General features: G+C 69.2%; 10 protein-coding genes. 2 read left to right on the forward strand and 8 right to left on the reverse strand.

Translation table 11 applies throughout. The features are described 5' to 3' along the window. Nucleotide 1 precedes the first annotated feature (1 nt). Together Q8L83_RS18645 and lpxK are read left to right on the forward strand one after the other, a co-directional pair. Nucleotides 2–2,290, forward strand: a complete 2,289-nt coding sequence (locus Q8L83_RS18645; RefSeq protein ID WP_370868384.1) for a cation diffusion facilitator family transporter — start codon at nt 2–4, stop codon at nt 2,288–2,290. Next, the gene (gene lpxK / locus Q8L83_RS10905; protein ID WP_305286821.1) at nt 2,287–3,312 is read left to right on the forward strand and encodes a tetraacyldisaccharide 4'-kinase; all 1,026 of its coding nucleotides are present in this window, start codon (nt 2,287–2,289) and stop codon (nt 3,310–3,312) included. Before Q8L83_RS18645 ends, lpxK begins: the two co-directional genes overlap by 4 nt. Before the next feature lie 9 nt (nt 3,313–3,321). On the opposite strand, the gene Q8L83_RS10910 is transcribed toward lpxK, so the two are convergent. The 8 genes from Q8L83_RS10910 to Q8L83_RS10945 all read right to left on the reverse strand — a co-directional run bounded on the left by Q8L83_RS10910 (nt 3,322) and on the right by Q8L83_RS10945 (nt 12,423). Then, on the reverse strand, nt 3,322–4,395 hold the full coding sequence (locus Q8L83_RS10910; protein ID WP_305286823.1) for a phosphotransferase: 1,074 nt from the start codon (nt 4,393–4,395) through the stop codon (nt 3,322–3,324). Nucleotides 4,396–4,530: 135 nt separating this feature from the next. Then, nucleotides 4,531–5,802: a phosphoribosylamine--glycine ligase gene (purD, locus tag Q8L83_RS10915; RefSeq protein ID WP_305286825.1), complete on the reverse strand. Its 1,272-nt coding sequence runs from the start codon at nt 5,800–5,802 to the stop codon at nt 4,531–4,533. Between the two features lie 45 nt (nt 5,803–5,847). Next, the gene (phoB, locus tag Q8L83_RS10920; RefSeq protein WP_304713966.1) at nt 5,848–6,537 is read right to left on the reverse strand and encodes a phosphate regulon transcriptional regulator PhoB; all 690 of its coding nucleotides are present in this window, start codon (nt 6,535–6,537) and stop codon (nt 5,848–5,850) included. Between the two features lie 17 nt (nt 6,538–6,554). Beyond that, nucleotides 6,555–7,250, reverse strand: coding sequence for a phosphate signaling complex protein PhoU (gene phoU / locus Q8L83_RS10925; RefSeq protein ID WP_305286828.1), 696 nt, complete (start codon nt 7,248–7,250; stop codon nt 6,555–6,557). A 16-nt stretch (nt 7,251–7,266) separates the two neighbouring features. Further along, nucleotides 7,267–8,091: a phosphate ABC transporter ATP-binding protein PstB gene (gene pstB, locus Q8L83_RS10930; protein WP_305286830.1), complete on the reverse strand. Its 825-nt coding sequence runs from the start codon at nt 8,089–8,091 to the stop codon at nt 7,267–7,269. Nucleotides 8,092–8,132: 41 nt separating this feature from the next. Continuing rightward, the gene (gene pstA / locus Q8L83_RS10935) at nt 8,133–9,434 is read right to left on the reverse strand and encodes a phosphate ABC transporter permease PstA (protein ID WP_305286832.1); all 1,302 of its coding nucleotides are present in this window, start codon (nt 9,432–9,434) and stop codon (nt 8,133–8,135) included. Continuing rightward, nucleotides 9,427–10,869 carry a phosphate ABC transporter permease subunit PstC gene (gene pstC / locus Q8L83_RS10940; protein WP_305286834.1) on the reverse strand — a complete coding sequence of 481 codons (1,443 nt, stop codon included), beginning with the start codon at nt 10,867–10,869 and terminating at the stop codon, nt 9,427–9,429. The genes pstA and pstC overlap by 8 nt, the downstream gene beginning before the upstream one ends. Before the next feature lie 117 nt (nt 10,870–10,986). After that, nucleotides 10,987–12,423 carry an ATP-binding protein gene (locus Q8L83_RS10945; RefSeq protein WP_370868386.1) on the reverse strand — a complete coding sequence of 479 codons (1,437 nt, stop codon included), beginning with the start codon at nt 12,421–12,423 and terminating at the stop codon, nt 10,987–10,989. Nucleotides 12,424–12,432: the final 9 nt, after the last annotated feature.

Raw genomic sequence — 12,432 nt, forward strand, 5'->3', positions numbered from 1 at the left:
CATGGCGCACGACCATCCCGGCCATCCTCACGATCACGCCGACGGCCATGATCATGGGCACGCCCATGGTCATAGCCACGGCCATAGCCACGGACTGGGCGGTCATCACCACCACGCGCCCAAGGATTTCGGCCGCGCCTTCGCCATCGGCGTCATCCTGAACACCGGCTTCGTCGCCGCAGAGGTGGCGGCAGGCCTCTGGTTCGGCTCCCTCGCCCTGCTGGCCGACGCCGGCCACAACCTGTCGGACGTGATGAGCCTGCTGCTGGCCTGGGGCGCGGCGAGCCTCGCCAAGCGCCAGCCCTCAGGGCGCCGCACCTATGGGCTGCGCAAGGCGACCATCCTGGCCTCGCTCGCCAACGCCATCCTGCTGCTGGTGGCCGTCGGCGCCATCGTCTCCGAGGCCGTCCGGCGCATCGCCGAGCCCGCCGAGGTGGCCGCCGCCCCGGTGATGATCGTCGCGGCCATAGGCGTGGTCATCAACACCGCCACGGCGCTGATGTTCATGGGCGGCGCCAAGGGCGACCTGAACATCCGCGGCGCCTTCCTGCACATGGCTGCAGACGCCGCGGTCTCCCTGGCCGTGGTGATCGGGGCCGGCGTCATCGCGCTGACCAGCCTCTACTGGCTCGATCCTGCGCTCAGCCTGCTGATCGTGGCGGTGATCCTGATCGGCACCTGGGGCCTGCTGCGGGACTCCGTCGACCTGGCCCTGGACGCCGCCCCCCGGGGTATCGACGTCGAGGCCGTCCGTGCCTGGCTCGCGGGCCTGCCCGGGGTCACCGACATTCACGATCTGCATATCTGGGCCATGAGCACGACCGAGACGGCGCTCACCGTCCATCTTACCCGCCCCGACAATCACGACCCCGACGGCTTCCTGCATATGGCCTGCGAGGGCCTTCAGGGCCGGTTCGGCATCGGCCACGCCACCTTGCAGGTCGAGACCGGGGGGGGGGGGCGCCCATTGCCGTCTCTATCCGGCCGAGGTGGTGTGAAACCCCGTCCCCGCTCCCCTGGCCTAGCCGTCTATCGCCTGGCCCTGGCCGCCCTGGAGCCCCTGGCGCCGCATCTGCTTCGCGCCCGCGCCCGGCGGGGCAAGGAAGATCCCGAGCGGCTGAACGAGCGCCTGGGCCAGCCCCGCTGCGCCCGGCCGCCCGGCGATATCGTCTGGCTGCATGGGGTGAGTGTCGGCGAAAGCGTGTCGCTCCTGCCCCTGGTCGAGGCGCTGGGCGAGCGCCGTCCGGACCTGAAGCTGCTGGTCACCTCAGGCACCCGCACGGCGGCCGAGCTCCTGTCGCGGCGCCTGCCCCCCGGCGTGATCCATCAGTACGCCCCGGTGGACGGCCCCCAGGCGGTCGCCGGCTTCCTCGACCACTGGCGACCGGCGGTGGCGATCCTGGTGGAAAGCGAGCTCTGGCCCAACCTGATCATGGCGGCGGCCGATCGCGGCGTCCGCCTGGCCCTGGTCTCGGCCCGGATGACGGAGAACAGCGCGCGCGGCTGGGGTCGTGCGCCAGGCGCCGCTCGCGCCCTGCTGAACGCCTTCGACCTGGTCCTGCCGCAGGACGCCGAGACCGCCGCGCGGCTGACACGCCTGGGGGCGAGCGTCGGCCCGCATCTGAACCTGAAGCAGGTCGGCGCCCCCCTGCCCTGCGACGGCGCCGAACTGGACCGCCTGCGCCAGGAGACCGAAGGGCGTCCGGTGATCCTGGCCGCCAGCACCCATCCTGGCGAAGAGATCCTGATCGCCGAGGCGGTCCAGGGCCTGATGGCCGATCAGCCCGGCGCCCTGCTGATCATCGCCCCCCGCCATCCCGAGCGCGGCGCCGAGGTCGCTCAGATCCTGGGTCAGGCCGGCTTCAACACCGCCCGCCGCAGCGCCGGCCACATGCCGACGCCCCTGGTGGGGGCCTATGTGGCCGACACCCTGGGCGAGCTTGGCCTGTTCTTCCGCCTGGCCGATGTGGTGGTCATGGGGGGCGGTTTTGCGGCGGGCGTCGGCGGCCACAATCCGCTGGAGCCTGCGCGGCTGGGCGCCGCCATCATCACCGGCCCCTTGGTGTTCAACGCCGCCGAAACCTACGGCGCCATGTTCGACGAGGTCGCCGCCCTCTGCGCCCCGGACGGCGCGACCCTGACCCGTCACCTGGCCGGCCTGTTGGACAATCCCACCATCGCCCGGCGCATGGGCGCCGCCGCCCTGGCCCACGCCCAACGCTATGGCGCAGCCCTGGACCAGGCCATGGCCCGCTTGGCGCCGCTGCTGCCCGGCGAGGTGGCCCCTTGAAGCTCTCCACGCCGCGCTGGTGGTACGTGCGCGAGCGCGACCGCTCGTCCATGCCCATGACCCGGGCCCTGCTGACGCCGATCTCCTGGATCTGGACCGTCGTCACCGCCCGCCGCATCGCGCGTACGGAGGCCTGCGAGCCCGGCGCGCCGGTCATCTGCGTCGGCAACATCACCATGGGCGGAACGGGCAAGACGCCGGTGGCCCGGGAAATCCTCGCCCGACTGCGGCGCAGCGGCGTCGACGCCCATGGCCTGTCCCGGGGCTATGGCGGTCGGCTGACCGGACCCGTCCGCGTCGATCCCGCCCAGCACACCGCCGCCGATGTCGGCGACGAGCCCCTGATGATGGCGCAGGACGGCTCTCCCATCTGGATCGCCCGGGACCGGGCCCTGGGCGCCTGCGCCGCGGTTCAGGCGGGCGCGGCGGCCATCGTCATGGACGACGGCCATCAGAATCCCAGCTTGGCGAAACGCCTGTCCCTGATCGTGGTGGATGGGGAGACCCGCGAGGGCGAATGGCCCTTCGGCGACGGGGCGGTCTTCCCGGCAGGGCCGCTGCGCGAGCCCCTGGCCGCGGGGCTGGCGCGGGCCGATGCGGTGGTCATCATGCTGCCGGAGGATCTGGCCGCGCCGGACCGCGAACTCCTGGCCCTGTTTGGCCAGACGCCTGTGCTGGTCGCCCGACTGAAGGCCTCGTCGCCCCCGCCGCCGGGGCCGCAGGTGGCCTTCGCCGGCGTCGGCAAGCCGTGGAAGGTGGAGCGCGCCCTGAGGGCGGCCGGCTGCGAGCTGGCCGACTTCGTCGCCCTGCCGGACCACTTCGCCTATGACGCCGGAACCCTGGCCCGCCTCGCCGCCCGCGCCGAGGATTTCGGCGCCGGGCTGGTGACCACGGAAAAGGACTGGGCGCGCCTGCCGCCCGACTGGCGCAGCCGCGTCGCGGCCTGGCCCGTTCAGGCGCAGTTCGAAGACGAGGCCGCCCTGGACGCGCTGTTGTCCAGGGCGATCGGCCAGCCGCTTTAGCCTGCCGCCTTAAGCGGTCGCCCCCGCCTTCTTGGCGAAGCTCCAACCGGCCTTGGCCAGCAGCGGTACGCGCTCGGCCATGGCTGCGGCCTGCGGGCTGTTGGCCGTGCCGTCGCGGACGCGCCCGACGATGCCCTGGATGATGCCGGCCAAGCGGAAGATGTTGTAGGCGAAGTACCAGTTCAGGTCCGGCAGGCTGTCACGGCCGGTCAGACGGCAGTATTCGGCCACGTACTCGTCGATGGACGGCACGCCGTGGGCCTCCAGGTCCTCGATATTGGCGATGGTCCCATTGACCCAGTTCATCAGCAGATAGGTGAAGTCGGCCAGGGGCTCGCCCAGGGTCGACAGCTCCCAGTCCAGCACGGCGATCACCCGCGGTTCGGTGGGATGCAGCACCATATTGTCCAGGCGGTAGTCGCCATGGACGATGGAGGTCCGCTCCTGGGGCGGCACGGTGCGGGGCAGCCATTCGATCAGCCGCTCCATCTCCTCGAGCTTGACGGTCTCCGAGGCGCGGTACTGCTTGGTCCAGCGATCCACCTGCCGGCCCATATAGTTGCCGGGCTTGCCGTAGTCGCCCAGGCCGATGGCCTCGTGGTCGGTGTTGTGCAGATCGGCCAGGGTCTTGAGCTTGGCCATGTAGATCGGCCGGCGCTCCTCGGGCGTGTACTGGGGCAGTTGCTGGTCCCAGAGGATGCGGCCTTCGACCATGTCCATGACGTAGAACATGGTGCCGATGACCTCGTCGTCGGTGCACAGGCCGTAGGACCGGGCCACCGGGAAGCCGGTGGGATAGAGGGCGCTGATCACCTTGTACTCGCGGTCCACCGCGTGCGCCGAGGGCAGCAGCTTGCCCGGCGGCTTGCGGCGCATGACGTACTTCTTGTTCGGCGTCACCAGCTGGTAGGTCGGGTTGGACTGGCCGCCCTTGAACTGGCGCACCTCGAGCGGGCCCTCGAAGCCTTCGACATTGGCCTGCATCCAGGCCTCAAGCCGGGACTCGTCGAACCGGTGGGACTCCGCGACCTCCTTGGTGCCGGTGTTCAGCTGTTCGCGCTGCTGCTCGGCGGCGTCGACCATGGAATTCCCCTCTACTCGCAGGCTTGGGCGCGTAAGTCTTACGCTTGTTTGAACCCACCTTACCGAGCCTGCGCATGGCGCCGCAAGGCGTTCGGCGCCCGAGCGTACCGGAAGCTCGAAATTCCCAGGCGGCGCTCAGCGCTGCAGGGCGCGCCAGCCGATGTCCGAGCGATAGAAGCCGCCCGGCATCTCGATCTGGTCCACGGCGCCATAGGCGGCCTTGCGCGCCATCGGGAAATCTGGACCGACCGCGCAGACGTTCAACACCCGGCCGCCCGCCACCCGCAGGGTTCCATCGGCGTCCTTCGCCGTACCGGCATGGAAGACCACGACGCCATCGCCGAACGCCTGATCTGAGCCAGTGATCGGCGCGCCGGCGATCGGAGCATCCGGATAGCCCTCGGCCGCCATCACGACGCAGACCGCCGCCTGATCGCGCCAGACCGGCGCCGGGAGCCTGTCGAGCTCGCCCTTGGCGCAGGCCGTCAGATAGGGGACCAGGTCGCTTTCAAGCCGCAGCATCAGGACCTGGCATTCCGGATCGCCGAAGCGGACGTTGAACTCCACCAGGCGCGGGCCATCGCGGGTGGCCATGAACTCCACGAACAGCACGCCGCGATAGGGCGCGCCCTCGGCGGCGATGGCGGCGAAGGTCGGCTCAGCCAGCTCCTGGCGCACACGATCCACCAGTTCGTCGGTGAACAGCGGGGCCGGCGCATAGGTGCCCATGCCGCCGGTGTTGGGGCCCTTTTCGCCGTCATAGGCGCGCTTGTGGTCCTGGGCATGGCCAAAGACCATGCTGGTCGTTCCGTCGCACAGGGCGAACAGGGAGCCGATCTCGCCCTCGAGGAATTCTTCGATCACCACCCGCGCGCCGGCGGCGCCGAAACGGCCGCCCAGGGTGTCGTCGATGGCGGCCTCGGCCTCAGCCCGCGTCTGGGCGATGACCACGCCCTTGCCGGCCGCCAGGCCGTCAGCCTTGATCACATAGGGGGGCGAGAAGCGGTCCAGGGCCGCCTTGGCCGCGGCGGCCTCGTCACAGACCACATAGGCCCCGGTGGGCAGGCCGTGACGTTCGGCGAAGGCCTTGGTGAAGGCCTTGGAGGATTCGAGCTGGCCGGCCGCCTGGCTCGGGCCGAAACAGGGAACGCCCGCAGCGGCGAGCGCGTCGGCGAGACCGGCCTCGACGGCCGATTCAGGGCCAATGACCACGAGATCAGCGGCCATCTCCCGGGCCAGGGATACGAGGCCCACGACGTCGGTGGCCTTGACCGGCACGACCTCACCCAGGGCCGCCATGCCGGGATTGCCCGGCGCCATGACCAGGCGGCTGAGCAGGGGCGACTGGGCGATCTTCCAGGCCAGCGCATGCTCGCGCCCGCCCGAACCGACGAGGAGAATGTTCATGGGCGGGCTTTGCCGCGCCGCGCCCCCAGCGTCAAGCTGACGGCGTCAGGCCTCGACGTCGAGGGAATAGCCGGCCGAACGCACGGTGCGGATCGGGTCGGCCGAGGCCTCGCGGTTCAGCGCCTTGCGCAGGCGGCCCACATGCACATCGACCGTGCGGGCCTCCACATAGACATCCGAGCCCCAGACAGCGTCCAGCAGCTGCTCACGGGAAAACACCCGGCCAGGATGCTGCATCAGATAGTCCAGCAGGCGGAATTCGGTCGGGCCGAGGTGGATTTCCTTGCCGCCGCGCTTCACCCGGTGAGCGACGCGGTCGATGACCAGGTCGCCGATCCGCACCCGGTCCTCGGCCAGGCCCGGCCGCAGGCGGCGCAGGACCGCGCGGATGCGGGCCGAGAGCTCCGACATGGAGAAGGGCTTGACGATGTAGTCGTCGGCGCCGGTGTCCAGGCCGCGGATCCGGTCGGTTTCCTCGCCCCGGGCTGTCAGCATGATGATCGGGATGTTGCGGGTTTCGGACCGCGCCCGCAGGCGGCGGCAGACCTCGATGCCGGACACCTTGGGCAGCATCCAGTCCAGCAGGATCAGGTCGGGCATCTTCTCGTCGACCATCACCAGGGCCTCTTCCCCGTCGGCGGCGACCGCGACGGCGTAGCCCTCTTTTTCGAGATTGTAGTTCAGGAGGGTCGAGAGGGAGTCTTCGTCCTCGGCGACCAGGATGTTGGGGGTCATGGGGTTGTCTCCCGCGCCTACCGCTGCAGCGGATCGGTCTTGGGACGCTCGGCGGCGATCGCCTCGTCCCCGGTGATCTCGTAGTGGATGATCTCGGCGATGTTGGTGGCGTGGTCGCCGATGCGCTCGAGGTTCTTGGCCACGAACAGCAGATGGGCGCAGGCGGTGATCGTGCGCGGATCGGCCATCATATAGGTCAGCAGTTCGCGGAAGAGGCTGTTGTAGTGCTCGTCCACCTCGTCGTCCCGGGACCAGACGGTCATGGCCCGCTCGAGATCTGACGACGTGTAGGCGTCCAGCACCTCTTTCAGGCGGGTCACCACCAGCCGGCCCATACGCTCGATGGAGCGCGTCAGGGGCACCATCGGGTCGGACTCGATGATGACGATGGTCCGCTTGGCGATGTTCTTGGCCAGGTCGCCGACCCGCTCAAGATTGTTGGCGATCTTCATCGCCGCCACCGTGCGGCGCAGGTCGTTGGCCAGCGGCTGGCGCAGAGCGATCATGCGGATCGCCTTGCGCTCGATATCGGCCTGCAGGACGTCCAGACGCTCGTCGCGGCCCACCACCAGGTCGGCGGTCTGCTGGTCACGGCGCACCACGGCTTCCAGCGCGTCGGCGACGGCGGCCTCGGTCAGCCCGCCCATCCGCGCGCACTCGGCGGTGAGCATGTTGAGCTCGTCTTCGTAGGCCTTGACGATGTGTTCGTTCATGGCGGCGTCCTCCCGGTCAGCCGAAGCGTCCGGTGATGTAATCCTGCGTGCGGGTGTCACGCGGGTTGGTGAAGATCTCGTCGGTGGCGCCAGCCTCGACCACCGTGCCCATGTGGAAGAAGGCGGTGCGCTGGGAGACCCGCGCGGCCTGGGCCATGGAGTGGGTGACGATGACGATGCAGTACTGGCTGCGCAGATCGTCGATCAGTTCTTCGATCTTGGCCGTGGCGATGGGGTCGAGCGCCGAGCAGGGCTCGTCCATCAGGATCACTTCAGGGCTCACGGCGATGGCCCGGGCGATGACCAGGCGCTGCTGCTGGCCGCCCGACAGGCTGGTGCCCGGCGCCTGCAGGCGATCGGCCACCTCGGCCCAGAGGCCGGCGCGCTTGAGCGAGGATTCAACGATGTCGGCCAGCTCGCTCTTGGTGGAGGCGAAGCCGTGGATGCGCGGCCCATAGGCCACGTTCTCGAAGATGCTCTTGGGGAAGGGATTGGGCTTCTGGAAGACCATGCCCACCCGGGCGCGAAGCAGGACGGGATCGACGCCGCGATCGTTGATGTCTTCTTCGTCCAGAATGATCCGACCCTCGACCCGCGCTCCGGGAATGGTGTCGTTCATCCGGTTGATGCAGCGCAGAAAGGTCGACTTGCCGCAGCCCGAGGGTCCGATCAGGGCCGTGACGGCCCGGTCGGGCATGTCCAGCGAGACGTCGAATAGGGCCTGCTTGTCGCCATAGAAGACGCTGATATCGGTGGCCGAGACCTTGGGGCCAGCCTGGCTGGCGCGGGAGATCGTCGTAGAGACGCCCTGGGCGTGGGCGTCGTCGCGTTGGCGGGTCATCGGCGAACTCGGGGTATGGCGGGATTGCGAAGACATGGGGATCACCACCGCCGTTCGAAACGCCGGCGGAGCAGAACCGCGGCGAGATTCATCAACACCATGAAGACCAGCAGCACGATGATGGCGGCGGCCGTGCGCTCATGGAAGGCGCGCTCTGAGGCGTTTTCCCAGATGAAGATCTGCACCGGCAGCACGGTCGCGGCGCTGGTCATGGTCTCGGGCACGCCGGGCACGAAGGAGACCATGCCGATCATCAGCAGGGGCGCGGTCTCGCCCAGGGCGTGGGCCAGGGACAGGATGGTGCCGGTCATCATGCCCGGCAGGGCCAGCGGCAGGACGTGATGGAAGACCGTCTGGGTGCGCGAGGCGCCCACGGCCAGGGCGGCCTCACGGATCGACGGCGGCACCGCCCGAAGCGAGGCGCGGGTGGCGATGATGATGGTCGGCAGGGCCATCAGCGCCAACACCAGGCCCCCCAGCAGCGGCGAGGAGCGCGGCACGGCCAGCCAGTTGATGAACACCGCTAGGCCCAGCAGGCCGTAGATGATCGAAGGCACGGCGGCGAGGTTATTGATGTTCACCTCGATCAGGTCGGTCCAGCGGTTCTTGGGCGCGAACTCTTCCAGATAGGTGGCGGCAAGGACGCCGATGGGCGCGGCCAGCAGGGCGGTGACCAGCAGCATCATGGCCGAGCCGACCACCGCGCCGAGCACGCCGGCCTGCTCCGGCTCGGTGGAGTCCGAGCGCGAGAGGAAGGTCCAGTTGAAGCCGCCGCTGACCATGTCGCGCTGGCGCAGTTCGTCCAGCCAGTCGAGCTGACGATCGCTCAGCAGCCGCCCGCCGATCTCGGTGTCCCGGCTGATCTGGCCCTTGTAGTAGAGGCTGGCGTTGGCCTTCATCGGCCCCTGGACCGTGATGGTCTGGCCAACGAGCGAGGGATCTTCCCGCAGGCGGTCGAGGATCTGGAAGCCCAGGTCCCCCGACAGGATGGCCATCATCTCGGCTGAGGCCTCCCCATAGGGGTCGTCCTGTTCGCCCAGAACAGCGAGCGCGGACTCGGCGACCATGAGGTTGAAGTTCGAACCGCCGAGGTCGGCCATGTCGACGCGGTCGGCCGAGATCTCCACCGGCAGGCTGATGCGATAATCGACGAAGGTCGAATAGCCCTGGGTCCCGATCCGGCCGAGCAGCACCACGAGGAAGGCCAGGGCCAGGAAGATGGCCGCGCGACCATAGAACCGGAAGCGCGTCTCGGCGCGATAGCGGCGCTTCAGGCGCGCCTCGGCCTGGGCGCGGGCGCGGGCCTTGGCGGCCTGGGCGGGGGTCAGGGCCGCGTCAGTCATACTGTTCCCGATACCGCTGCACGATCTGCAGGGCGACGATGTTGAGCACCAGCGTGATCACGAAGAGGGTCAGGCCCAGGCCAAAGGCCGACAGGGTCTTGGGGCTGTCGAATTCCTGGTCGCCGGTCAGCAGGGTGACGATCTGCACCGTCACGGTGGTCACCGTGTCGAGGGGATTGAAGGTGGCGCGGGCCTGAAGGCCGGCGGCCATGGTGACGATCATGGTCTCACCGACCGCCCGGGAAATGGCCAGCAGCAGGGCGCCCATCACGCCCGGCAGGGCCGCAGGCATGATGACCCGGGTGATGGTCTCCGACCGCGTCGCGCCCATGGCCAGGGAGCCATCGCGCAGGGATTGGGGGACGGCGTTGATGATGTCGTCCGACAGGGACGAGACGAAGGGGATCAGCATGATGCCCATCACCGCCCCGGCCACCAGGGCCATCTGGTTCTGCACCTGCATCAGGTAGAGGCCGACCCCGTCAAAGGGGCCGCCCAGGAGTTGCGCGCCGATGCCGTTGAAGAAGCCGCGGAACAATGGTCCCACCGTCAGGGCGGCGAAGAAGCCGTAGACCACGGTGGGAATGCCGGCGAGCACCTCAAGCAGCGGCTTGACCACCGCCCGCGTCGTGCGCCCGGCATATTCCGAGAGATAGATGGCGGCGAACAGGCCGACAGGCGCAGCCACCGTCATGGCGATCATCATGATCAGGAAGGTGCCCATGAACAGCGGCACCGCGCCGAAGGCGCCCGAGGAGGCCACCTGGTCGGCGCGAATGGCGATCTGTGGGTCCCAGGTCAGACCGAACAGGAATTCGAAGATCGGCACGGCCTGGAAGAACCGCCAGGACTCCCAGACCAGCGAGGCCACGATGCCCACCGTGGTCAGCACAGCGACGATGGAGCAGACCAGGAACAGGGCGGCGATCCACCGCTCCACCCGGGGGCGGGCGGCGAAGCTGGCGCTGATCTTCGGCCAGGCGAAGGCCGCGCCGGCCAGGGCGAGGGCGAGGGCCGCCGCCAGGGTCGCCGCCACGAGATTGCGGTGGATGTCGCGGGCCTGGACCAGCTTGGCGCCGAAGGCCTCGCCGATGGCGCCGTCATAGACGGTCTGGCTGACCTGACCGCCCGTCACCGTGGCGACCACGTCGTTATAGAAGACGTCCTGCGTGCTGTCGGGCAATTGCGTGACGACGGCCGGCGGATCGGCGCGCAGGGCCGCTTCCTCGATCTGGGCGCCGAGCATGCTGACCAGGATCAGCAGGATGGCGGCCGGCGCAGCCGCCCACAGGGCGACATAGGCCCCGTAGTAGCCCGGCAGGGAATGGAGCACCCGCGTGCTGCCGCCCGAGGCGCGCAGCACCTTGCGGCGTCCGGCCGAATAGGCCGTGAGCGAGAACAGGACGAGCCCGATTAGGGCGATCCAGATGAGCATTCAGGCCTTCGACTTGCGGCTCGGATCGCGCGGGGAAAAGGGGTTCATAAGGCTGAACTGACCCTTGGGTGCGCGGCGCGGAACCTGCCTACGGATTGCTGATGGAACGCGACAGTTTCATGACACTTTTGCGACATCGTCAGACTTGTCGGGGTTTCCGGGCTCCCGACGGCCCCGCGCCTGCTCCACGCGGGGGAAATAGGCGGTGAAAATGGCCCCGCGGCCGGGCGCGCTTTCCACCATCAGCCCGCCTCTGTGACGGTTCATAATGTGCTTGACGATGGCCAGGCCGAGCCCCGTGCCGGACTTCTCGCCGCTCTTCTGGCCCTCGACGCGATAGAAGCGCTCCGTCAGCCGGGGCAGGTGCTCCCGCGCCATGCCGGCGCCCGAGTCCGTCACCGACAGGGCGGCGAAGCGGTCCGGACCATGGTCGGGCGTCAGCAGCGACAGACGCGCCGCCTGGTCCATGCGCGCCGCCATGGCCGCCTCGATCCCCAGGCCATCCTCCAGGGCGATGCGGACCACCCCGCCGGCGGGCGAGTATTTCATCGCATTGTCCACCAGATTCTGGGCCACCTGCACGACCTGGTCGCGGTCGCCCACCGCTGTCACGCTGCCCCTGGGCGGCAGGTTGACCTCCAGACTGACGCCCTTTTCCCGCGCCAGCGGGGTGATGGCGTCGACGACGTCCATCACCGCAGCCACCAGATCCACGTCTTCACTGGGGGGCACATGTTCGTTCAGCTCGATGCGGCTGAGCGACATCAGGTCGTCGATCAGGCGGGACATGCGCTCGGCCTGGACATGCATGATGCCCAGAAACTTCTCGCGGGCCCCCTCATCGGCCCGGGCGTGGCCGCGCAGGGTCTCGATAAAGCCCGAGAGCGAGGCCAGCGGCGTGCGCAGTTCGTGACTGGCGTTGGCCAGGAAGTCTGCCCGCATCCGTTCCACGCGGCGGATGTCGGTTTCGTCGTGCAACACCAGCAGCGCCAGGCGCCCCCCATCGCCCCCCATCCCCAGCGGCCGGGCATAGACCCGGAAGATTCGTTCCTGGGAGCCGCCCGGCTCATAGAGCGCCTCGCCTTCGAGGCCGCCGAACAGGGCCTCATCGACGGCTTCCAGCACGTCTGGATCGCGAATGGCGGTGACCAGCAGGCCGGCCTCCCGCTGGATCTTCAACACCTCGCGGCCCGCCAGATTGACCATGACGAACCGACGCCCGGTAAGGTCGTCGGGCTCATGGGCCGAGATCACCATGACGGGATCCGGCAGGGCGTTCAGCACCGCGGTATAGGGAAGGGACAGCTGGCCAGCGGCGACCTCGGCATGGGTCTCGGCCACCTCGGCCTTGATCCGCGCCGCCTCGCCCCTGGCGCGGAAGGCCTGGATGGCGGCGACGCCCGCCACCGGCAGGGCCAGTATGAAGGCCGCCAGGGGGTCGGCGTCGCCCACGGCGACCAAGCCAGCCATGGCCAGCAGGCCCGTCGCCCCGGTGACGAGGGCGGGCCCGGCGGCGAACCCGCGGCGAGGTCCGAGGGGCAAGGGTTGCGGCAGCAGGGACAA

Source organism: Phenylobacterium sp. (assembly GCF_030680185.1).
Taxonomy (GTDB): Bacteria; Pseudomonadota; Alphaproteobacteria; order Caulobacterales; family Caulobacteraceae; genus Phenylobacterium.

What these genes read in the sequence shown, in the direction of transcription:
- pstB (WP_305286830.1), bottom strand. Translation starts at nt 8,091, where the DNA reads ATGACCCGCCAACGCGACGACGCCCACGCCCAGGGCGTCTCTACGACG.
- Q8L83_RS10910 (WP_305286823.1), bottom strand. Translation starts at nt 4,395, where the DNA reads ATGGTCGACGCCGCCGAGCAGCAGCGCGAACAGCTGAACACCGGCACC.
- Q8L83_RS18645 (WP_370868384.1), top strand. Translation starts at nt 2, where the DNA reads ATGGCGCACGACCATCCCGGCCATCCTCACGATCACGCCGACGGCCAT.
- phoB (WP_304713966.1), bottom strand. Translation starts at nt 6,537, where the DNA reads ATGACCCCCAACATCCTGGTCGCCGAGGACGAAGACTCCCTCTCGACC.
- pstC (WP_305286834.1), bottom strand. Translation starts at nt 10,869, where the DNA reads ATGCTCATCTGGATCGCCCTAATCGGGCTCGTCCTGTTCTCGCTCACG.
- pstA (WP_305286832.1), bottom strand. Translation starts at nt 9,434, where the DNA reads ATGACTGACGCGGCCCTGACCCCCGCCCAGGCCGCCAAGGCCCGCGCC.
- purD (WP_305286825.1), bottom strand. Translation starts at nt 5,802, where the DNA reads ATGAACATTCTCCTCGTCGGTTCGGGCGGGCGCGAGCATGCGCTGGCC.
- phoU (WP_305286828.1), bottom strand. Translation starts at nt 7,250, where the DNA reads ATGAACGAACACATCGTCAAGGCCTACGAAGACGAGCTCAACATGCTC.